At 50.8% G+C, this 22,131-nt stretch carries 21 protein-coding genes; 10 read left to right on the plus strand and 11 right to left on the minus strand.

Annotation, left to right across the window (positions count from 1 at the left end; genetic code table 11):
* Window positions 1-67: 67 nt before the first annotated feature.
* Window positions 68-967: a hypothetical protein gene (locus tag BFC17_RS17260; RefSeq protein ID WP_070177722.1), complete on the minus strand. Its 900-nt coding sequence runs from the start codon at window positions 965-967 to the stop codon at window positions 68-70.
* 123 nt (window positions 968-1,090) lie between these two features.
* Here BFC17_RS17260 and BFC17_RS17265 point away from each other — a divergent pair, with 123 nt between their 5' ends.
* Window positions 1,091-1,873, plus strand: a complete 783-nt coding sequence (locus tag BFC17_RS17265; protein WP_070177723.1) for an enoyl-CoA hydratase/isomerase family protein — start codon at window positions 1,091-1,093, stop codon at window positions 1,871-1,873.
* A gap of 23 nt (window positions 1,874-1,896) precedes the next feature.
* Here the strand turns inward: BFC17_RS17265 and BFC17_RS17270 are convergent, their stop codons facing one another.
* Genes BFC17_RS17270 through BFC17_RS17290 form a run of 5 tightly spaced genes read right to left on the minus strand, consistent with a single transcriptional unit; the run spans window position 1,897 to window position 7,249 of the window.
* Window positions 1,897-2,520, minus strand: a complete 624-nt coding sequence (locus BFC17_RS17270) for an isochorismatase family protein (protein WP_070177724.1) — start codon at window positions 2,518-2,520, stop codon at window positions 1,897-1,899.
* Between the two features lie 43 nt (window positions 2,521-2,563).
* On the minus strand, window positions 2,564-3,424 hold the full coding sequence (locus tag BFC17_RS17275) for an isocitrate lyase/PEP mutase family protein (protein ID WP_070177725.1): 861 nt from the start codon (window positions 3,422-3,424) through the stop codon (window positions 2,564-2,566).
* Between the two features lie 36 nt (window positions 3,425-3,460).
* Entirely contained in the window at window positions 3,461-4,624 is a 1,164-nt protein-coding gene (locus BFC17_RS17280; protein WP_070177726.1) for an iron-containing alcohol dehydrogenase, read from the minus strand.
* A gap of 16 nt (window positions 4,625-4,640) precedes the next feature.
* A complete protein-coding gene (locus tag BFC17_RS17285) occupies window positions 4,641-6,044 on the minus strand; it encodes an MFS transporter (protein ID WP_070177727.1) in 1,404 nt (467 codons plus the stop codon).
* Window positions 6,045-6,085: 41 nt separating this feature from the next.
* Window positions 6,086-7,249 (minus strand): FAD-dependent monooxygenase, encoded by a 1,164-nt coding sequence (locus BFC17_RS17290; RefSeq protein ID WP_070177728.1) that lies wholly within the window; start codon window positions 7,247-7,249, stop codon window positions 6,086-6,088.
* A 241-nt stretch (window positions 7,250-7,490) separates the two neighbouring features.
* On the opposite strand from BFC17_RS17290, the gene BFC17_RS17295 reads away from it, so the two are divergent.
* Together BFC17_RS17295 and BFC17_RS17300 are read left to right on the plus strand one after the other, a co-directional pair.
* Window positions 7,491-9,101, plus strand: a complete 1,611-nt coding sequence (locus BFC17_RS17295; protein WP_070177729.1) for an FAD-binding oxidoreductase — start codon at window positions 7,491-7,493, stop codon at window positions 9,099-9,101.
* Window positions 9,088-10,674, plus strand: a complete 1,587-nt coding sequence (locus tag BFC17_RS17300) for an alpha/beta fold hydrolase (protein ID WP_070177730.1) — start codon at window positions 9,088-9,090, stop codon at window positions 10,672-10,674. Before BFC17_RS17295 ends, BFC17_RS17300 begins: the two co-directional genes overlap by 14 nt.
* Here BFC17_RS17300 and BFC17_RS17305 read toward each other — a convergent pair.
* On the minus strand, window positions 10,601-11,362 hold the full coding sequence (locus BFC17_RS17305) for a hypothetical protein (protein ID WP_070177731.1): 762 nt from the start codon (window positions 11,360-11,362) through the stop codon (window positions 10,601-10,603). The two genes, BFC17_RS17300 and BFC17_RS17305, sit on opposite strands and share 74 nt — an antisense overlap.
* Entirely contained in the window at window positions 11,359-11,895 is a 537-nt protein-coding gene (locus tag BFC17_RS17310) for a VOC family protein (RefSeq protein WP_070177732.1), read from the minus strand. The genes BFC17_RS17305 and BFC17_RS17310 overlap by 4 nt, the downstream gene beginning before the upstream one ends.
* A gap of 265 nt (window positions 11,896-12,160) precedes the next feature.
* Between BFC17_RS17310 and BFC17_RS17315 the strand changes: the two genes are divergently transcribed.
* The 5 genes from BFC17_RS17315 to BFC17_RS17335 all read left to right on the plus strand — a co-directional run bounded on the left by BFC17_RS17315 (window position 12,161) and on the right by BFC17_RS17335 (window position 18,206).
* Complete coding sequence (locus BFC17_RS17315; RefSeq protein ID WP_070177733.1) at window positions 12,161-13,684, plus strand: aldehyde dehydrogenase family protein; 1,524 nt, start codon at window positions 12,161-12,163, stop codon at window positions 13,682-13,684.
* Between the two features lie 101 nt (window positions 13,685-13,785).
* Window positions 13,786-14,979, plus strand: a complete 1,194-nt coding sequence (locus tag BFC17_RS17320) for an FAD-dependent oxidoreductase (RefSeq protein ID WP_070177981.1) — start codon at window positions 13,786-13,788, stop codon at window positions 14,977-14,979.
* 12 nt (window positions 14,980-14,991) lie between these two features.
* On the plus strand, window positions 14,992-15,738 hold the full coding sequence (locus tag BFC17_RS17325; protein ID WP_070177734.1) for a maleate cis-trans isomerase family protein: 747 nt from the start codon (window positions 14,992-14,994) through the stop codon (window positions 15,736-15,738).
* A 1-nt stretch (window position 15,739) separates the two neighbouring features.
* Complete coding sequence (locus BFC17_RS17330; RefSeq protein WP_070177735.1) at window positions 15,740-16,651, plus strand: polysaccharide deacetylase family protein; 912 nt, start codon at window positions 15,740-15,742, stop codon at window positions 16,649-16,651.
* Between the two features lie 28 nt (window positions 16,652-16,679).
* The gene (locus BFC17_RS17335; RefSeq protein ID WP_070177736.1) at window positions 16,680-18,206 is read left to right on the plus strand and encodes an aldehyde dehydrogenase family protein; all 1,527 of its coding nucleotides are present in this window, start codon (window positions 16,680-16,682) and stop codon (window positions 18,204-18,206) included.
* A gap of 150 nt (window positions 18,207-18,356) precedes the next feature.
* On the opposite strand, the gene BFC17_RS17340 is transcribed toward BFC17_RS17335, so the two are convergent.
* The gene (locus BFC17_RS17340; protein WP_083271800.1) at window positions 18,357-19,214 is read right to left on the minus strand and encodes a 3-keto-disaccharide hydrolase; all 858 of its coding nucleotides are present in this window, start codon (window positions 19,212-19,214) and stop codon (window positions 18,357-18,359) included.
* Window positions 19,215-19,343: 129 nt separating this feature from the next.
* On the opposite strand from BFC17_RS17340, the gene BFC17_RS23030 reads away from it, so the two are divergent.
* Window positions 19,344-19,562 (plus strand): PspC domain-containing protein, encoded by a 219-nt coding sequence (locus BFC17_RS23030; protein WP_070177738.1) that lies wholly within the window; start codon window positions 19,344-19,346, stop codon window positions 19,560-19,562.
* A 64-nt stretch (window positions 19,563-19,626) separates the two neighbouring features.
* Window positions 19,627-20,361: a hypothetical protein gene (locus tag BFC17_RS17350; protein ID WP_070177739.1), complete on the plus strand. Its 735-nt coding sequence runs from the start codon at window positions 19,627-19,629 to the stop codon at window positions 20,359-20,361.
* Window positions 20,362-20,421: 60 nt separating this feature from the next.
* Here BFC17_RS17350 and BFC17_RS17355 read toward each other — a convergent pair whose 3' ends face one another.
* Complete coding sequence (locus BFC17_RS17355) at window positions 20,422-21,033, minus strand: response regulator transcription factor (protein WP_070177740.1); 612 nt, start codon at window positions 21,031-21,033, stop codon at window positions 20,422-20,424.
* Window positions 21,030-22,130 carry a sensor histidine kinase gene (locus BFC17_RS17360; protein WP_070177741.1) on the minus strand — a complete coding sequence of 367 codons (1,101 nt, stop codon included), beginning with the start codon at window positions 22,128-22,130 and terminating at the stop codon, window positions 21,030-21,032. Before BFC17_RS17360 ends, BFC17_RS17355 begins: the two co-directional genes overlap by 4 nt.
* Between the last annotated feature and the right edge of the window lies 1 nt (window position 22,131).

Genomic DNA, 22,131 nt, shown 5'->3' on the forward strand with positions numbered 1-22,131 from the left:
TTCGGTTCTTTGTTTTATGCGTTAGTCTCGGTTAATTTCATAATCTTTGCCAAGTGTAGAGTCAAAATTACATTTGCTGCTCAATACACTCCACCCATTCGCCTTCCGGCCCTTGCAGTAATACCGCCCGTCGTCCCTGGTAAAAGTCGTCTTCGATACGGTAGATTTGCTGGTAGGTGAGGTTAGCTATCAGGCTAAGGTCATACACGTTGAGGGTAAGCATACCTAATCCGGAAGGCAGTGGCTGAGGTGCGGAGGGCATGGACGAGAGTGCCTTAATTTCGTTGATTTCCAGAATACTGCTGTTACCAAAGGGTATGCTGGCAACCGGGTAGGTTGAATCAATGGATTTATTCAGTGCGCGACTCACCACGGTTAAACGACTGTCCCGATAGCGCCTGGCCGTTGAGGATAAAATGGCATAAAAATCGGCACTGTGCTGGCGATTACTGGTAGCAAGCACCGGCATAAGCAAATTGTTGTGTCGGTAGGCACTACTGCTCAGTACATGGCAGAGTTGCTGGTTATCGGCCAGGTAAAGTACTTCACCGGCCGGACCGATACACTGGTATATCTCCAGTTGCTGGCCGAGATCCTGAAACAGTGGTTCGCCGATGATATGAAAATCGTGTTTAACCAGTTCCGGTAAAATGGCAGAAAGATTGTTAATACCTAATTGTAAAGCCATCCAGCCAAAATAGTTGACCGGAATAGGCGTAGTGGCGTCTGGCAATTCAATGATTCTAAGCCAGGGCTCGCCAGCATGATTGCGCAATACCGTGTAACGTTTGTTAGCTAATTCCGGTTTGTTCCAGGCATCTGTAATCAGTGAAGATAACGTGCTGATTGCACCGGCTTCAAGATTAAACACCGTTTGGTAGGCAGCTAAAACCGGCTCAAGTTGTGGGCAGATAAGGGTAGCGGTGAAGCCACTGTGCTGTTGCAGTCTGGTCGATGTGTGGGGCATAGGAAGTAGCTTTTAACATCATAATGATATATAAATATATCATATTGTGTCGTGGGTGCTAGCCTTTTCTACGGGTAATGCAGCATCCATTATTTCGTTTATTTTTACAGGCAGAAACACGCTATGACAGACTCCGCCGTTACGCTCAGTATTCACGATAATATTGCATCGATTTGTATTAATCGCCCGGAGCGCAAAAACGCCATGAGCCAGGCTATGTGGCTGCGTTTGTATGAGCTGTTGTGCGAAGTTGAGCAAGACCCTGAAGTGCGGGTTGTGGTGCTTACCGGTAGTGGCGGCTGCTTTAGTGCCGGGGCCGATATAAAAGAGTTTGCCGGATTTGCCAGTGACAGCGAAGCCTTAAAAGCCAGTAACGCGCAGATTATGCAAACCCAGTTAAAACTGGAAATGCTAAACCGCCCGACCATCGCTATGGTTGAAGGTGCCTGTGTTGGCGGCGGCTGTGGACTGGCGCTGGCTTGTGACATGCGGGTTGCTGCGGAGTCAGCGTTCTTTGCCATTACCCCAGCCAAACTCGGCTTGTTGTACAGTCACCGTGATACCCGGCGTTTGCTGGCGCTGGTGGGACCATCCAAAACCAAAGAGTTGTTGTTTACCGGCCAGCGTTTATCTGCCCAGGCGGCTCTGGCGTGTGGTTTTATCAATAAGCTGGCAACCACCGACGATGTGCAGACGGTAACAGATGAGCTGGCTGCCACCATTGCAGCAAATTCCCAGTCTGCCATACGCGGTATTAAAACCATGCTGGCCGGGTTAGAAGGCGTGACCGATTTAAGTGAAAGTGAATATTTAACGCTGTTTGATGATGCGTTTAGCAGCGCAGACTGCGAGGAAGGACTGGCGGCATTTTTAGATAAACGCGCGGCCAAATTTACCTGGGGTTAAATACTCAACCCCAGGTTATCAGTTTACAGTGAGTTCATGTACTCAGACACTTCCTGCTCTGAAACCACATCGGCGTATTTGGCGTTCATATCAAACAGGTTGGCATTGTGCGGGGCTTCGTGTCGGTCACCACAGGCATCGGCCACCACAATCGGAATAAACCCGTAAGAGCACGCATCCACGCAGCTAGCGCGTACACAACCACTGGTTGTCAGACCGGTTAAGATAACGCTGTCAATGCCTGCCGCCGTTAAGGTCGAAGACAACGAGGTACCAAAAAAGGCACTGGGGTATTGTTTGGAAACCACCAGTTCATTTTCGGCAGGAGCCAGCCCTTTCGCCCAGGCACCTAACGGAGAACCTTCTACCATGTGGCGCAGTGGTTTGGCTTTCTGGAAAAAGCGGCCACCGTTAAAGCCGGTTTTGTTGTAAACCACATTGGTGTAAATCACCGGAATGCCTTTAGCCCGGGCAATTTCTACCAGACGAATGGCTGAGGCCAGTTCATCTTCTACATCGGCATACAAATCACACTCCGGGTCGAAATACGCTTCCACAAAGTCGATTAATACTAGCGCGGGCTTTTTGCCAAAGCCGATGCGGTTGTTGTACACACCGGCGTAATTTGCATCTAAATTGTCACTCATAATACGTCTGCTCGCTGGTTGCAGGTATCGTTAAGCCAGTGGCTTAACGTGCCCATTTCTTGTCGAAAGCCCATACATCTTCAAAGCCGATCAGTGAACAGAATTCCTTGAAGTCGTTAATTGGCACACCTTCAGGTTGCGGGCTGCCTTGCTCTTTCATGGCAATCAGCGCTTTTTCCACAGCGTTGGCTGCGGCCAGCGAAGGTAAAGACGGTGCAATGGCGACACTAAAACCAATATCCTGCATTTTGTCGGCGCTGAACATTGGCGTTAAGCCACCGTTAGACATGTTAGCCATCATTGGTGCATCAACGGCTTCACAGGCGCGGCGCATTTCTTCTTCATTGGTCAGTGCTTCTAAAAAGATGATGTCGGCACCCGCAGCACGGTAGGCATTACAACGGGCAATCGCCGCATCTAAACCTTCGGCTTGCAGGGCATCGGTACGGGCGATGATCATCATGTCCTGATCGGTACGGGCATCCACGGCTACTTTGATTTTCTCAACCATGTCAGCCGCTGGTACTACGCGACGACCCGGGGTGTGGCCACATTTTTTCGGGAATTCCTGATCTTCAATCTGGATAGCCGCAACGCCGGCTTCCTGATAACCCTTCACGGTGTGATGCACGTTCAGTAATCCACCAAAGCCGGTGTCGGCATCGGCCATTACCGCAGCGTTACTGGTTTTCACCAGGGTTTCCATACGGTCGAGCATTTGCGTAAAGCTCACCAGGCCCGCGTCTGGCAGGCCATAAGCTGAGGCCGTTAGCCAGTAACCGGTGCCGTAAACCACGTCGAAACCAACTTTGTTGGCGACCACGGCGGTGATCATATCCTGAATACCCGGGGCGAAAACAAACTCACCCTTCTCAATCTTTTCGCGTAAAATGCCTCTGGACATCGTGTAATTCCTAACTTGAAGTGTGGCGGCGCTAACTTAGCTGTAGGCCGCTTGATAAATGGCTAGCGCGTCGGCTTCGGCAACCGGACGCGGGTTGTTAACGAGCAGGCGTTGCTGCAGCATGGCTTCCGAAGCCAGTTTAGGCAGATCGCTTTCGTCAATATTCATGGCTGCCAGGTTGCGCGGCAGTGCTACATCGCGCAGCAACGCTTCGATGGTCTCGATAAAGGTTAAACAGTCGATCTGGCTGTCGCCGCTTGGCGCGTGATTGCAAATGCAGGGCAACAACTCGCCATATAACGCAGCAGCAGATGGTTCCTCGGCGTTAAAGCGCAGCACAAAAGGCAGCACCAGTGCGTTACTTAAACCGTGAGGAATGTGATAGTTACCGCCAAGGGGGTAGGCTAATGCATGCACGGCCGCTACCGGGGCATTGGCAAAAGCTTGTCCGGCAAGCATTGCGCCAAGCAGCACTTTGCTGCGCGCTTCCAGATTGCTGCCGTCCTTCACGCAGGTCAGCAGGTTCTGGCTAAGTAAGCGCAGGGCTTCCTTGGCCAGCATGTCTGAGTACAGGTTTTTCTTCACCTTGCTGGTAAAGGCTTCGATAGCATGCACCATGGCATCAATACCGGTTGCAGCGGTAATGTGCCCGGGTAAGCCTACCGTTAAGGTGGCATCCAGAATGGCAATGTCAGGTAACAGCTGCGCTGACACCACGCCGGATTTTGTGGTTTCGCCAGTGGTGATAATCGAAATGGGCGTGACTTCTGAGCCGGTACCAGCGGTAGTCGGGATCAGAATGAGTGGTAAGCGTCCGCCCTTAACGTTATCAATTCCATACATGTCGGTAATGGGCTGCTCGCCGGTGCATAAAATCGCGATGAGCTTGGCCACATCCATGCTGCTGCCACCGCCCAAACCAATGACGCCATCCACGCCTTGTGACTTAGCGTTATCGACGGCGGCTTCGACCAGTGACTGCGGCGGATCGGCCACAATATCGCTGTAGATTACTGGCTCAAAGCCTTCGGCGCTAAGACCAGCCAGTACTGGCTCGATAATGCCTGCCTGAATTAAGCCTTTATCGGTAACCAACAGGGGCTTTTTGATGTTTAGCGCGGCGCAGTGTTCGGCCAGTTTAGCGGCCGCGCCGTTTTCACAAACAATCTTATGTGCCGAGGTATAAACAAAGCTTTGCATAAATCGCTCCTCTGGCTTATTTCATCTCGCGCAGGGCGCGGGCGTAACGGGTAAAGATCACCAGGCTAACCGCCATAATGATGGTTGGGATTACGGAGTACACCAGCACCATACCGCGCACGGCTGAGGCATCTTGCGCTACAGCGCCACCGGTTGAAGACTCAAAGCCGGTCATACTCAAAATAAAGCCAGCCAGTACCGGACCGATAGCAAAAGCGAGTTTTTCGGTAGCCGAGAAAAAGCCAGAGAACAGCCCTTCATCCACGGTGCCTTTTAAGCGGCGCTGTTTGTCGATGGTGTCGGTCAGCAGTGAGAAAATCAGTACCGCAAAGCCCGCGTTAGTGCAGCCGATTAAGATAGCCCGGCACATCACTAAAAAGTGCTGTGTTGCCATGTCACCCCAAAACGGCAGGGTAAACAATACGTCGTCGCCGGGTTCTACCCACAGCCAGGTAATGGTGACTAGCGCCCAGCCGATACAGGCTACCCAGAAGGCTTTTTCTTTACCCCATTTGCTGGAAAGTTTGACCCACATTGGCTGACTTAAAATAGAGCCTGAGCACATAACAATCACAAAGGGCAGCAGCATGCTGATATCGCCCACCGCGTATAAAAAGATAAAACCGACTACCGTGTAGCCACAGGCCTGGGCAATGGTTTGCACAAAGTAGGTGGTGGTCAGGACAACAAAGGGTTTGTTATCCAGTACCGAAGAAAAACGGCTGAACAGCTTACGTGGGTCATCAGCCTGGGCCTGACCGTAGTTGCGTGGCACGCCAAAGGCAGTTGCCAGCATCGCAACAATACAAATCACGCCAAAAATGGTTGCCATGGTTTGCCAGGCCGCGGCGTCGCCGCCCAGTTTAAATACCAGTGGCTGGGCTAAACCTACGCCCATGATCACGCCAACCACCACAAAAATCATGCGCACCGACAGTACCTTGGTACGTTCGTGGGCATTAGTGGAAAGCTCAGAGGCCACCGCCAGGTAAGGTACTGAGAAAGCACTAAAGGCGGTGGAAGCAATAAGGAAAATCACGCCAATGGAAATAGCTGCCATGGTCGGCGAGCTAAACTCACTAAAGCTGAACAGCGCGATAAAGCCTAGACCGGTGAGCAAGCCACCAATGGCCAGAAATGGGCGGCGCGCATACCGGGGTTTGAGTTTATCTGACCAAACGCCCATCATAGGGTCGCAAAAAATCACCCACAGCTTGGGGATCAGCACAACAATACCAGCCACCCAGGCAGATACGCCAAGCATGGTGGTCATAAACAGCGGCAGCAGCGCAGCCGGTGCGTCGCGAAACAACTGAGCGCCAATCTGACCTGAACCAAACAGCAGTTTGATACTAATCGGCACCCGATCGTTATCGGTATCCTCTATGGGCGTTGCTGGTACATCGGTAACTTGTGTCATAGCGCTATTCTCCTAGGCGACGGTGACGTTGCTCTGTCTGGTTATACTTTTTCGGTCACGCAGTCGTAGCTGAATAAGCCCAGGGTTTCTTCGTTACGAAGATTGCCAAGGCCGTACATTTCGGATTCTTCACCCTGCAGACGGTCGGCATTTTCGTTGGATTCTTTTTGGATAAAGCTGGTGCGCTCAAAGCGTGCGGCTTCGTAACGCTCAAGCGCTTCGTGCAGTGAATCAGCGTCGGTGATCACACGGCTCAGCATCACGGCGTCTTCAATACCGGTTGCAGCGCCCTGACCTAAGAATGGTGTCATGGCGTGAGCTGCATCCCCAATCAGCGTCACTTTAGCGTCTTTAGACCAGCCGCCTTGTAATGGTTTGTGAGCGTTAATCGCCCACTTAAACACGGTGCCGGGTTTGACTTCGTTAAGCAGGGTCTGGATATCCGGACACCAGCCTTCAAACTGGCCTTTAAGCTCGTCGATATCCGCGGTAATGGCCCAGCCGTCTTCTTCCCAGCCTTCCTGACGGGTAAAGAACACCAGGTTTAAAATATCGCCCTTACGCAGCGGATAACGCACTACCATTTTGCCCGGGCCAATGTGCATACCAGGCTGGTCGATAAGTGCCTGAATCGCCGGGCTGGCCGGTGCTAGTGCGCGATAAGCAATGTGGCCGGTAAAGTGTGGCGCCTGGGTTTTAAACAGCTTGCGGGTATTGGATTTGAGGCCGTCGGCACCAATCACTAAATCGGCTTCGAAGGTTTCGCCGTCGGCAAATACAATACTGGCTTGCTCGCCATCGGTATTAACCGTTTCGAGCTGTTTATTAAGGTGAATGGTCACGCCGTTTTGTTCAGCGGCTTTTACCAGAATCGTGTGCAGATCGGCACGGTGAATATAGACATAGGCCGAACCGTATTGTTCTTTGGTGTTGCTGCGTACCACGGTTAACAGCGTTTCACCGCTTTCCCAGTGGCTGATGTTCTGGCTGGTGGGCTCAACGCCGGTGTTGGCAACTTCTTCACCCACGCCAATATAGTCCAAACCGCGCATCGCATTGGGTGCCAGGGTAATACCTGCGCCCACATCGCCCCAAGCAGGTGCTGCTTCGAACAGGTGTACATTGTGACCGGCCTTGGCCAGAGCATTAACCGCAGTTAAGCCAGCGATACCGGCACCCACCACAGCAATCGTTAAATTTTGCATCGTAACTGTCCTTCTTGATCCGCGGCGACACGCCACAGGGAAATCTTGTGCTTACTAAGTCTCCATATCCAAGGCCCGTCAGCCATGACAATTGTCAAAGACTTTGCGGGATGCAAAGTAGTATGTTTGCTGTCATCGCGGGGTAGCTGTCGAGGGTTTTAAAGCCCGCAATATCGACTCACTATCACACAGTAAGCGCGCAGTAAGTCGTGCAAAAACACAAATGAAAACAGGTTGAGCTATGACGAATAATGTGGCCGTTTCGCCGGCAGTCGAAACAGACAACAGCGCTGAAAAATTTGCAGCATTACAGGCTTTGGTTGGGGTTGAGCGCATTTTAGCGCCGGCAGAATCGCAGCATATTCATACTGATGTTTATCGCAAGCTCAGTACGCCTTTGGCAGTCGTTCAGCCAACATCAGTTGAACAGGTTCAGGCCGTGGTCAAATTCTGTAACGACGCTGGTCTGGCTATATCTGTGCGTGGCGGTGGCGCGTCGTATACCGATGGTTACCTGCCGCTTACCAGTAATCAGGTGTTGCTGGATATGAGCCACATGAACCACATTACCGAGCTCAATGAAGAAGACGGTTATGTGACGGTAGAAGCCGGGGTTACCTGGGCGCAGCTGAAAGAAACGCTGGATGCTAAGGGCTGGCGTACACCATTCTGGGGACCATTCTCTGGCATGCATGCCACTATTGGTGGCTCAGTATCACAAAATACCATTTCCCACGGCTCTGGCAGCCATGGTATTTCCGCCCAGAATGTGCAGTCGGTTAGCGTGGTGCTGGGTAACGGAGAGGTGTTGAACACAGGTTCGGCGGCCGCTGGTAGTTCACCGTTTTGTCGGTTCTTCGGCCCGGATTTAACCGGCCTGTTTACCGGTGATTGCAGTGCGTTAGGCATCAAGGTATCAATTACCTTGCCGCTGATTCGCCAGCGCCCGTCACACCAGACTATCTCCTTTGCGTTTAACGATTTTGAAGCCATGCATGAATCCATGCGTCTTATCTCTCAGGAACGTCTGGAAGATACCCATTTTGCGCTGGATGGTGCGTTATCACAGGGGCAAATTGCCCGTCAGGATAAAGCCGGTCAGTCGATTAAAATGGCGCTGTCGATTCTTAAAAGCTCACCGTCATTGCTCTCAGGCGTAAAACAATTAGTCAGCGCGGCCGTATCTGCCCGACGTGTTATCAGTAAGACGCCTTACATGACCCACTACATCGTGGAAGGGGTAAGCGACGCTGAAGCGAAAAGCCGTTTGCAACGTATTCGCGAGATCAACCAGTCACTGGGGCAGGAAATCCCTGCCACAGTACCGGCAGTGGTTCGCGGTATGCCCTTTGCGCCGTTTTATAACACCTTAGGCCCGGCCGGTGAACGCTGGGTGCCGCTGCATGGTATTTTGCCGCACTCGCAGGTAAAGGCCTTTCACGCCGAGCTGGAACAGTTTTATGCGGCGCGCAAAGCGGATATGAAAAAACATGGTGTATGGTATGGCGGCATGTTTGCTACCGTCGGGTCTTCTGGCTTCCTGTACGAAATTGCAATCTACTGGCCGGATGAAATTACCCCTTATCACAAAGAGGTAGTACCCGCTGATTACCTGGCTAAGTTACCGCGTTACGCCGCGAACAAAGAGGCTCGTCATTACGTTCATAAACTTAAAGACGACATGACTGCTCTGTTTGTAAAACACGGTGCAATTAACTTCCAGCTGGGCAAAGCTTATCCTTACCTTTCACGGTTGGATGAAACCGGCAACGAACTGCTGAATAGCCTGAAAAAGGCCGCCGATGCTAACGGTATCATCGCACCGGGTAATCTGGGTTTTGGCAAAAAATAACGCAAACAACATTGCTGCACAGGATAAAGTTACCGTGCAGCGCCGTTTTGTGAAGGTGGGCTCGCGCCTGGTGCATTATCGTACCGCGGGCAGCGGTCCGCCGATTGTGCTGATTCACCAGTCGCCGAAAAGCTCGGCCGAGCTGATTGGCATGATTCGTCAGTTAGCGACGAACTTCACTGTATTTGCTCCGGACACACCAGGCTACGGTTATTCTGATCCACTGGCGAACACGAACGCCGGTATTGACGACTTTGTCGATGCGCTGGCTGTTCTTTTCGATACGCTGGGTCTGCATAAACCGACTGTATTTGGCAGTCATTCCGGGGCTATATTCGGAGTGCGCTTTGCAGCACGTTACCCGCATAAAATCAGCGCATTAGTCGCCAACGGGATATTGATCAACGATCAGACTACCCGAGATGATTTGGTGGCAAATTACTTTCCTGATTTTGCACCCGACTGGGAAGGCTCCCATTTACCCAGAGTCTGGTCGCGCATTCGCGACCAACACTGCTATTACCCCTGGTATCGGCGCAGCCCGGCAACCCGTATTCACTGGCCTGCCAGTATTGATGAGATGCACGAAAGCGCGATGGAAATACTGCGAGCAGGTGAGCACTACAAAACCGGTTACCGTGCCGTACTGGATTACGACATTACACCGGATTTAACCCGCTTAACCGTACCCACTTTGTTAGTTGTGGCTGAGGGAGACGCGTTGGTGCACTATGTGCCGTTTTACCCGCCACTAGCTGACTCTACAGAGGTAAAGGTAGTTGCTGAGTTCAGCGATATTCCACTTGCAACGGCCGCCTTTGCCAGAGCCCATGGCACCGGTTGCGGGCTGGCAATCCCGCTGGCGGGTAACGATAAATGTCGCAGCGGCAGGCAACTCCTCAATTTGGGCTCTGGTGCGATTCATTATATTACTGCGGGTGACTATCGCCAGCCCGCCGTTTTAATACTGCATGATATCGGACAAAGTGCTGCCCGCTATACCCCGTTAATCAGCTTGCTTGCTCAGGATTATTTTGTAATTGCCCCAGATTTGCCGGGGCATGGAATGTCTGACGACTTTGGTAGCGAAGCGCGGGTGATTAGTCATGCACTGGATGGTTTGCTGGCAGCTAACGAGATAACCGAGTGCGCTATTATAGCGATGGGCAATAGCCAGGGGTATGCCACGCTGCTGGCTGCTGAAGGCGAAATTACGCTAATCAAACTGGTTAGCGTTGGCAGAAATAATACCGCCGTTGTTCCGGATCTCACTGTGGATTTTGCTGGCACACAGTTGCTAAAAGCCTGGTACTGGGAACGGGACAAAACGCTGTTTTCGCCCTGGCAGTGTCACAGTGAAAACACCATGTTGCCCATGGTTGAATCCATCACGCCTGCATTACTGCAGCAGCGGATGCTCGATAGTCTGATTAGCGCCAGGGTTGCCAACGCCCAGTTAAAAGATTTGGCGCTGACCAACAACCACTTGCCGAGTCCTGTTACCCCGCAAGTTGTTGAATCAGATGAGTCGGCAGGCGACTGGCATTGGCTGCTTCAGGCATTGCAGGCGTAGCCTTTTCGACTTCCATCAGCTCATACCAGTAAGGCACCTGGGGCCATACCATCTTTAAGAATATCGGTTCGTCTACCATGGTCCACAAATAGGCGGGTGGCCACTTTGGATGCCAGCAAAGCTTGTAACGGCGAGCAATAAACTGCCCGGCTGCCACTTTCACTGGCTCAATACCGCTATAGGCAACCGCGATATTGAGCAGGCTGGCCTGCTTATCATCCACTCCATTTTCAGACACAGAATTGGTTACCGCCGGAATAGAGTAATACTTATTGGCGCGCAGGATGTTAGGCAGTTGTTTGGTAATCAATGCATCGCCCTGTAACGGATGCAGGCCAAGGTGCTTAATTCCCGGTGTATTGGGGATGGCTTGTTCTATGCTTTGTTCGCCAGCGCGCTGGTTATGAATTTTAATCTGTTCATTGCTTACGGCAAATTCGCTGTTGAGCAAAAATTTACGCTGACGTTTGAGACTTAAGTCGCCATGGGTAGGTAGCCAGCGATCGTTCATGGCAATGTTGACATGGCGCTGTAATGCATATTCCTGCAACTCACACCGGGCATCCAGTGTCATGCCGTGCTGACCATAATTAATCGCGAACTGCTCTTTGCCTACCAGTTCGTCGCGGTGGTTTCGGTAACCAATAGTGCCACGCGTAACGCGGCTGTTTAATGCTAATGTCGTCATGGTTTTATAAGCCCATCTAAGGGAGTAAATGGCATCTCAGGGCCGCTTAGATGCTGGTCCTCTGGATTGCGTTCTATTAAGTTCAATAAAAAGCCATCAGCATCGCGCAGGCAAATTTCGCGATGCTTAAAATGGCCAAGTTCAAAAGTTATCGGCTCAGGAAGCCAGCTTGCGCCTGCTGCTTTTAGCTGCGGCAGTACGCTGTCAAAATCAGCAACATAAAAAATCTGTGCCGCTTCACCCGTTTGCGCTGCCCCCGTTTTAGGTGGCTGTGCAGCGGTACTGTGTGGCAGTTCAAATAAACCCAGCATGCCCATATTCGGGCCCGGTACTTTTAGAATTGTTACCGGATAAGGACTGACTTCAGTAAAGCCAAGCACCAGGCTGGCTGAAGGGTGTTCCAGCACACCTTCAAAATAAAGTTCGGTAAACCCCAGCGCTACGTAAAACGCCTTAGCCCGCTGTCGGTCGCGCACAAATAACGTGGTGCGTATTAGTGCAGACAGTGGTGTCGTAATGGCTGGCGTTTGCACTGCTTCGGTTCCTGATTTCTCCAACTGTTGTTGGTTATTTACGCAAAGAATAACTTGCTGTCGCTATGATAATTATCAACTTAGCGAAGGAATGTTACTCAATAACGCCATGACTTAATTGCCGTTTAACCACGATATCGTCATCCGGTGCGTGATTGACTTTTGTCATAGTGGTATGGCTTTATTGCTTATAAGGTTCTCCAATCAATGCGTGTCTGCTGCGCTTTTTGAAAAGTGCTGGCAGACCAGAATGTCGGAGAGTCGAATGCAAGCAAATCCTATTGAACCGGGTTTTTCGTCGGTGGCAACTGTCAGCGAAGTAACTCGTGAGTACCTGGCCAAAGAGCACCTGTTACTGATCAACGGTGAGTGGGTTGCGGGCGAGCAGGGCGATTCAATAGATACCTTCGATCCGGCTACCGGCGAAAAAATTGCCACCGTGGCGATTGGCCATCAGGCTGATATCGACAAAGCCGTTGCGGCCGCTAATGCCGCGTTTATCAGCCCCTGGTCAAAGCTTTCTCACTTTGAGCGGGCCAAATACTTATCCAAACTGGCGCGCTTAATCGAAGATCATGCTGAAACCTTTACCGAACTCGAAATTCTCGATAACGGGATGCCGCGCTTTATCTCGGCGCTGACCATTCAGAATATCTCAGAGATGTTTGATTATTACGCTGGCGCTGCCCAGCGTATTGAAGGCACTACCACCAACCCGCCACGGCATATTACCGAAGTCGCCGAAGCCTTAACTTATACGGTAAAAGAGCCGGTGGGTGTGGCCGGACAAATTGTGCCCTGGAATGTACCCATTTCTACTGCGGTGCTTAAGTTAGCGCCTGCGCTGGCCGCCGGATGTACCGTAGTGGTTAAGCCATCAGAAGAAACGCCGCTGTCTATTTTACTGCTGGGTGAACTGATTATTGAGGCCGGTTTTCCGCCGGGCGTAGTGAATATTGTTAATGGTTACGGCTATGACGCTGGCCAGCATCTGGCCGAGCATCCTCAGGTCGACAAAATCTCCTTTACCGGTTCTACTGCAACCGGTCGCAAAGTGATTGCAGCCGCCATGGGCAACCTCAAAAAAGTCTCGCTGGAACTGGGTGGTAAATCGCCGGTTGTGATTATGCCTGATGCCGACCTTTCGCTGGTGGTACCCGGCGTGGCCATGGCCACATTTTTCCTGCAAGGCCAGAACTGCATGGCCGGTACCCGTATTTTTATTCATGAGAGCATTCACGATGAATGCATCGAGCAGATTGCGGCTTTTGCGCGCCAATTTGTTATTGGTCATGGCCTTAAGCCTGAGACCTTTATTGGCCCGCTGATTTCCAAAGCCCACCGCGACAAGGTGTACGGCTATATCCAAAAAGGTATCGAAGAAGGCGCGACCCTGGTATGTGGCGGAAACATGCTGGCGGGCGAAGGTAACTTTATCGAACCGACCATCTTTACCAACTGCACGCCGGATATGGCGATTGTTAAAGAAGAAATCTTTGGCCCGGTGATGGCGGTTCAGCGCTTTAACACTACCGATTTAGATGAAATTGCTGCCATGGCCAATAACACCGAGTACGGGTTATCAGGCAGCGTGTGGACCACTAATTTATCCACGGCGCATTCGCTGGTGGCACGCATTCGTGCCGGGCAGGTGTCGATTAATTGCCATGGTGCCATTGGTACCAATATTCCGTTTGGCGGCTACGGCCAGTCCGGATGGGGACGAGAATTCGGTCAGGAAGGCCTTGATGCTTACCTGGAAACCAAAGCAGTTACAGCACGCCTGTAACCGTGTAGGTGATAACAAAAAGCCAGCGCGTATTGTTACGCAGACAGGCGGGTGAAAACGCAAGGGAATCCATGCGTACTACAAACAAAGGTGAAAATACTATGAAATCAACACAGGTCATCGTTGCCGGCGCTGGGCCGGTAGGAACGGTCGCAGCTTACCGTCTGGCCACTATGGGGTTTGATGTAATGCTTTGTGAAGCAGGCCCTAACTGTGCAATCGATCTTCGCGCCTCAACGTTCCATCCGCCAACGCTGGAAATGCTGGACGAGCTGGGCATTGCAGAAACCCTGATTGCACGGGGCTTAAAAGCACCCAAATATCACTTCCGTGAACGTTCATCGGGCGAAGTGGTGGAGTTTGATTTATCTGAGCTGGAAGGCGAAGAGAAATTCCCCTACCGCCTGCAGTGTGAGCAACACGTACTGGCCAGCATGCTGGCAGAAAAACTCGAAGCGCACCCTAAAGCCGAAGTGAAATTCAGCCACCGCGTGGTGCATTTCGAACAAACCGACGACGGTGTTGAAGTGGCTCTTGAAGGCCCGTTCGAAATCGAGAAAGTCAAAGCCAAATATCTGGTTGCAGCCGATGGCGGTAACTCGATTATTCGTAAGTGGTTAGGTGTTGAGTTTGAAGGTTTCACGTACCCGGAAAAATTCCTTACGTTATCCACCAAAACCGAGCTGAAAGACTACATCCCGGATCTGGAATACGTTAACTATGTCTCAGATCCTAAAGAGTGGATGGTGCTGCTACGCGTTCCAAGCGTATGGCGTATTCTGGTGCCAGCACCAGCGGACCAGCCGGATGAATACATTTTGTCTGACGAGAAGAAAAATCAGGTATTCCGTGACCTGATTGGCCGCGAAGACATTGAAACCGAACACCGTACTATCTACCGCGTACACCAGCGTGTGGCGAAGCAATTTAACCATGGCCGCGTTTGTCTGGTAGGCGATGCCTGTCACATGAACAACCCGCTGGGTGGCTTTGGTATGAACAGTGGTATCCACGATGCCTGGAACCTGTGCGACAAGATTTACAAAAACCTGACAGAAGGTCACGACGACGAAAACTTCGCGTTATATGACCGTCAGCGTCGCCCGGTTACTCACAGCTTTATCCAGGCTCAAACTATTCAGAACAAGAAGTTACTTGAACACAGCCCGGAAGAAAATCACGACATGCGCCTGCAGGAAATGCGCGACACCCGTGATGATCCGGTTAAGCGTAAAGCGTTCCTGCGCCGTCAGGCCATGTACGCCAGCCTTGATCAAGAACGTTCAATTAAATAAGGAGATACCACTATGACTGATGTACTTGGATACCGCGCAAAATTTGGTGTGTTAGGCCCTTCAACTAACACTACGGTGCAGCCTGAAATGGAAGCCATGCGTCCGGCTGGTGTAACCAACCACTACAGCCGCATCATCGTGGATAACGCCCAGGCAATCTCAGATGAAACCTTTTTACAAGGCACCCAGTTAATCGATCAGGGTACCGTGGATGCGGTTAAAGGCGTGATGACCTGTGAGCCGGATTATCTGGTCATGGGCATGTCGGCCATTACGTTCTACGGTGGCGCAAAAGGCGCTGAAACCTGGCAGAAAAACATTAACGAAGTGTCTGGCGTGCAATCGTCTATCGGTTCGGTCTCGGTAGTGGAAGCCATGAAAGCCATTGGTGGCATTAAAAAAGTGGCATTCCTGTCGCCTTACTACCCGGTAGCCAACAACGAAGTTCGTAACTTCTTAAGCGACTACGGCATCGAAGCCGTGGCCGACCATCCGTTCCGTGCGCCAACCTGGACAGCCATTGCTGAAATCAGTAACCACCAGGTCCGTGAAGTGGTTAAGCAAATGGACGACGACAGCGTTGACGCCATTTTGCAGGTAGGTACTAACCTTTCCATGGCTAAACTGGCCGCTACTCTGGAACTTGAAATGGGTAAGCCGGTTATCGCCATTAACACCGCCACTTACTGGCACGCGCTGCGCACCTTCGGTATTACCGACAAAATCAGCGGCTACGGCCGACTGCTCGAGGAGTATTAATATGCAGTACGATTACGTTCCGATTAGTCAGCGCGGCCAGCTTAAATGGCCCGATGGTAAGCGCGTTGCGCTTATCCTGACGTTCAATCTGGAAACCTGGGATCTGATTAAAGATACCGATGCGCCTTACTATGCAGGCGGCCCGGCAGTATTGCCGGACACCCTGCCGGGCAATATTCCGGATTACCCTAACTTTACCTGGCGTGAATACGGCCAGCGCGTAGGGATCTGGCGTTTATATGATTTGTTTGACGAGCTGGGCATTAAAGCCAGCTGTACCACTAACGCGGTGACCTTTGAGCGCCGTAACGCCATGGTGCAGGCTTGTCTGGATCGTGGTTGGGAGCTGATTACTCATAACTACGAACAGGGCGAACTGCTGACTAACTTTGCCAAAGACGAAGCCAAAGAGCGCGAAGTGATTTCTCGCTCTATCGAGATGTTCGAGCAACATGTGGGTCGTCGTCCGAAAGGCTGGTTGTCGTCGTCACTGCGCGGCACCCTGAACACGCCAAAAATCCTCGCTGAGGAAGGCTACAAGTTTTACTGCGACATCATGAACGACGATCAGCCGTTTATGATCAGAACCGAAGCCGGCCCGATTGTTTCTGTACCGTACAGCAACGAAATCAATGACTTCACCATTATTACCCGCCGTGGCCACACCACCGATGAGTACCGTGACATCCTGATTGAAGAACTGAATCAGCTGTACAAAGAAGGTGAAACTCAGGCCCGCATTATGAACATTGGTTTACACCCGCACGTGACCGGCCGTGCTTACCGCATCCGCGCTATCCGCGAATTTGTTGAATACGCCAAGACACTGCCTGGCGTGTGGTGGGCAACCCGTGAAGAAATCGCCGACTGGTATTTAACCCAGCAGGAAAGTCACATTCCGGGTCAGATTTAATCTGACCGGTTAACCCAAGGAGCATTTTATGTCTTATTCCATTGTGAACGACGGCGCAACGCCAACCCCGCAAAGCGACGCGGCAAAAGCGTTACTGGCTTCAGTTGAAGACAAACAGTTGTACATAAATGGCGCGTATCAGGCGCCTGTAAGTGGTGCCTATCTGGACACCACCGATCCGGCTACAGGTAAAGTACTGGCGCGTATCGCCAATGCCGGTAGTGAGGATGTTGATCAGGCTGTCGACGCAGCGCGCGAAGCATTAAAAGGCCCTTGGGCAACCCTGACACCGCTTGAACGTAGTCAGGTACTAAACCGCATTGCCGATTTAATCGATGCGCATATGGATGAGCTTTGCGAACTGGAAGTACTGGAACAGGGTAAGCCATTTTACGTGGCGCGCTGGGCAGAAATTCCGGCGACGGCTAACCAGTTCCGTTTCTTTGCTGGCCAGGCGTTATCGCTGGATGGTAACACCGTTAATACCTCTATTAATTACCAGCCCGAAGGCAAACAGGTTCAGGCCTGGACGCTGCGTGAGCCGGTCGGTGTGGTTGCTGCGGTAACGCCGTGGAACTCACCGCTAATCCTGTCTGCCATGAAAATCGCCCCGGCCTTAGCGGCGGGTTGTACGGTAGTACATAAGCCTGCGGAATTAACCTCACTAAGTGCATTGCGTTTAGCTGAGTTAATCACCGAAGCCGGTGTACCGGCAGGCGTAGTGAATGTAGTTACCGGTGACGGCGCCAGCTGTGGCAGCGCCCTTACCAGCCACAAAGGTATCGATAAAATTGCATTCACAGGTTCGACTGCCACTGGCCGTGCCATTGTGGAAGCCAGTAAAAAACACCTAACTCGCGTCACCCTTGAGTTAGGCGGTAAGTCGCCGGCGTTGGTATTGCCGGATGCTGACCTTGAACTGGCTATCCCCGGCATTGCCAATGGCATCTTCTTTAACGGTGGTCAGGTATGTGTGGCCAACTCACGTACTTATATTCACCGCTCAATCTTCGACAAAGTGGTCCAGGGCATTGCCGCTTACGCTGAAAGCATGCAAATGGGCCACGGATTGGATCAGGCCACACAAATGGGCCCGGTGGTATCCACCGCCCAGGCAGAGAAGATTGAACAGTTTATCGAAGACGCCAAAGCCAAAGGCGCTAAAGTGCTGTGCGGCGGTGTGCGTTTAGGTGCAAACGGTACCTTTATCGCGCCAACCGTAGTAACCAATACCAGCACCGATATGCCGATTCATTGCGAAGAAGTGTTTGGCCCGGTGTTAGTGGCTGAACCCTATGATGATATCGATGAAGCCATGGCATGGTGTAACGATAACGAGTATGGCCTGGCTGCCAGTATCTGGACTCAGGATTTATCTGCGGCGCATCGTCTGTCTCGCCAGATGGAAGCGGGCACAGTGTGGATCAACTGCCACTCAATGTTCGATGCTTCACTGCCAATCGGCGGCATGAAAATGTCAGGCTATGGACGTGACAGCGGTAAGCAGGCGCTGGATAACTATCTGGAATGGAAAACCGTGTGCGCGGTGCTGTAAGCTAGCAATAAGAAACTGTAATCAGTCGTACCGGTTAAACCCGGTACAGCGAAAGGCCATTGCAATGGATGCAATGGCCTTTTTTCGTTGTCAACTGTGCCAGGCAAAACGTTTGTCTGTCTTTGGTAATCCAAGGGGATTTGTTTGGCTCTAAAGTTGTTTAATTTTCATATTTCTGAAAAATATTAAAGACGTCCATTCCTGTAAAACAATGTGCCCTTTGGTTGAAGTGGCAAAGTGTGGCTGATCTTTAAATCTTGATTTCGATACCCGGTGCAGCCATGGCTGGCTATTAAAGTCGACCTGTGTGGTTAATTTGTTATTAAGGTAAAACTCGACTTTCCCATCAACCTGCCTGATAACTGAGTGATTCCAGTGTGGGCTGGCAAGTACTTCTGGCTCTTCTTGTGCGGAGGCAAAACCGAAAATTTCACCGGAGCGTTTTATGGGGTCAGCGTTATCGGCATGGGCAGGCCCGAGCAATTGATACTCCGGGCCGGTTTGCCAGGAGGCCGGATATTCCGGGACTTCCTGTACGTTGATAAATAGCCCGCTATTACCGTTATCTGGTGTTTGCCACTCAAAGGATAATTCAAAGTTTTCATATACTGCATTTGTCGCTAAATCGCCGTGTTGAACGCCGCTTGCTCCCAGGTTGATGGTTAACATCCCCGCTTGAACATGCCAGGCAGGAGTGGCTTCTGGAAACTGAAAAACGTGCCAGCCATTAAGGGATTTGCCATCAAAAAGCAGTTGCCACCCTTGCTGTTTTTCTTTTACAGACAGCTTATTATGTTTATTCAAGATAGTATTACCTGCTGATTCAGTACTGTTTAGATCCTGTGCGGTTGCCGGAACACTCACCGCGCAGGCGACCAAGAGCATTACACGCAACAACCGATGGAACTTCGCTATCATAAGGCTACCTTTATTAAATGATTGGGGTGATTTTGCATCACTGTGAATGCTATGTACCAAACATTTACATTCTAAGCAAACGGTAAACATTTAGCGTTTTGGACAGACGCTTGTAAGAAAACGCGACGGCTGAAGCCTTGAATATTGGCCGCGATATACAGATACGTTATGCTGCGTTGTTGAAATTGATTAAGAACAGGCAAATAAGATGGAGTTTTTATGTCGGGTTACCGTTGTTTAAGGAAGTCACACAATAATATTCTGGCTGGTGTTGCCGCTGGCATGGCTGAGTTTGTAGGTTGGGAGCCTAAAAGGGCAAGAATAGGCTGGCTTATGCTTACATTCATCTCTCTAGGTTCGGCGGTCATTCTTTATACCTTTTTAGCTATCTTGTTTCCTCCTCCCGACCACTTTGATTTAAATCGATTCAGACAGTAAATCTGAGTTATTACGCAAAAAATCCATTGCTGGTTAATTGCGCAGAGCTTCATAAGGAAATGAGATGCGAGTTTTATTGTTAATTGCTTTATTCGGACTCGTTGCTTGTTCGTCAAAGTATTCTGAGCAGACCGCTGCTGATAGAAATGTCTATACTGGTGTAAATGACGGTCAACTCCTTTACGAAGGAGAACTTACCTTTGAATCAAACGATGCTATTTTTGCCGCTTACAATAAAGCATCTTCAAGATTCGATAGACTTGTGATATCCAGCTCCGGTGGGGATATCGGCGCCGGGATGGAGCTTGGGACATGGATAAAAAACAACAATCTTGATGTTGAAGTTGCCTCTGTTTGTGCCTCTTCATGCGCCAACTACATCTTCACCGCAGCAAACAGAAAATACCTCAGAAAAGATTCTGTGCTTATATGGCATGGCAGTGCCTGGCAGAAAGGATGGAATAACGAGGAATTATCTGAAACGTTCCTAACGGATTACCTAATCCCTATGCGCAAAAAAGAAACGCAGTTAATGGCAAGCCTGGAAGTCGATAATATTTTAACGGTCTACGGGCAAACCAAAATAACACTGTGGGACAAGTTCCTGATGTTGTTTGGTATCAATCAGGCCGGTTGGGATTATTCACTGAATGACATGAAGCGTTTCGGTCTGAAAAATATCATTCTTGTGGATGATGAGTGGAATTGGCGAAAGTATCGTCCCGGTAAAAGTAAGCTGGTGAAACGCTTAAAAATTGAAGATGCATACGCTTTTAAACTTCGTCGTTTTGAAATTTAAAAGGGCATGCATTCATGTGTTCAGGATAAGCAAATGCCAACAGGTTGTTGATCGTTTCAACTACAGCCATCCCTTCTGTCGGGCTATCCGGGCGGCTTCTATGCGGTTACTGGCATTAAGTTTACTGGATGCGCTGGAAAGATAATTACGTACTGTACCCGGCGACAGGTGCATGGCCCTGGCGATTTGTTCAGTTTGCTGGCCGTCGGCAGCCAGTTTAAGAGCTCTTCGCTCCTTATCACTAAGCGGGTCGGCTTCTTCCCAGGCATCAACAATGAGCTCTGGGGCTATCATTTTGCGCCCCTGCATCACTCTGCGAATAGCATTGGCTAACTCATCACTGGGCGCATCTTTTAACAAATAGCCTTTCACCCCGGCATCCATGGCGCGGCGCAGATAGCCGGAACGGGCAAAAGTGGTCAGAATTATCACTTTACAGCATAGGTCCGACTGCTGAATGTGCCGGGCTAATTCGATACCGGTCATTACCGGCATTTCGATATCGGTTAACAGGATATCCGGGCGCAGTTCCCTAGCCATTTGTAGCGCTTGCTTACCGTCACTGGCCTTGCCAACTACCTGCATGTCTGGCTCCAGATCCAGTAACGCACAGAGCGCGCCCAGCAGTAAGCCCTGATCCTCGGCCAGTAAAATTTTAATCGGGCTGGTCATAGTGGCACCTCTGCCATGATAGAAAATCCGTGATTGTGATTAAACCTGATCTCACCGTTTAGCTGCGAAATACGCTCCCGCATACCTTTCAGTCCGTTGCCTTCCGGTGCATGCGTGGCATTACCATTGTCAGCAATGGTCAGCATGAGTTTGTTCTTAGCTGCGGTTAACTCAATCTGACAGCTGTTGGCATCAGAATGCTTCATCAAATTGGTTACCGCTTCACGCACAATAAAGCCAAAGGTGATGTCGACAGTATTGGGCAAGCGGGTATCCGGAATCGTGTAACTGAAGGCAACATCTACGGAATTTAGCAGGGTTTTGGCGTTAGCCAGTTCAGCATTTAAATCCTTTTGCCGGTAACCGGTAACGGCCTCGCGCACATCGGCCAGGGCGCTACGGCTGATTTGCTCCAGCTCGGCGATTTCCTGACGGGCTTTGTCGGTATCGTGATCAAACAGCTTTTGTGCCAGTTGGGCTTTCATCGTTAGCATGGCAAAGGAGTGACCTATGAGATCGTGTAAATCACGGGCGATGCGCTCGCGTTCGGCCACTGTAGCGAGTCGTTTTACTTCCTCCTGAGACAGTTTTAAGGCGGCGTTCTTTTTATCTATCTCCCGCTGGAAAATGTTGGCGGTGCCAATGATGAGAGAGAAAATTAACGCCGGGGCATAAAAGTACGCCGATAAATCACGCAGCCAGCTCAGGGCAACGATATACAGCAGGATAGAGGCAACAATAGCTATGCTGTATCTGGGCGGGCCTACCAGGCTGGCAAAGGCACTGGCATAAATAAAGAACACGCCAGCGCCCGGATTAACCCAGGACAGGCCGGTTCCGATAGCACAAATGGCGATGATATAAATTAATGTTGCGGCTCCTGTTGTCCAGTACGCCCTGAAATAACAAACCAAAAAAGCCACAGTGCCGAGGATACCCAACCCTATGTGCCAGACGGGCGGATCGTAAAGGAAATAATGAATAGCAAAAAAGCCCAGATACACCAGCCAGAGATAAGGCATGCCGCCGAGCTCAAGCGCTGGAGGCAATAAGCGGCGATGGATTGAGGTGGCCAGGCTATTAGTTTTATTCGTCATG

The sequence above is a fragment of the Marisediminitalea lipolytica genome (assembly GCF_001758465.1).
Taxonomy (GTDB): domain Bacteria; phylum Pseudomonadota; class Gammaproteobacteria; order Enterobacterales; family Alteromonadaceae; genus Alteromonas; species Alteromonas lipolytica.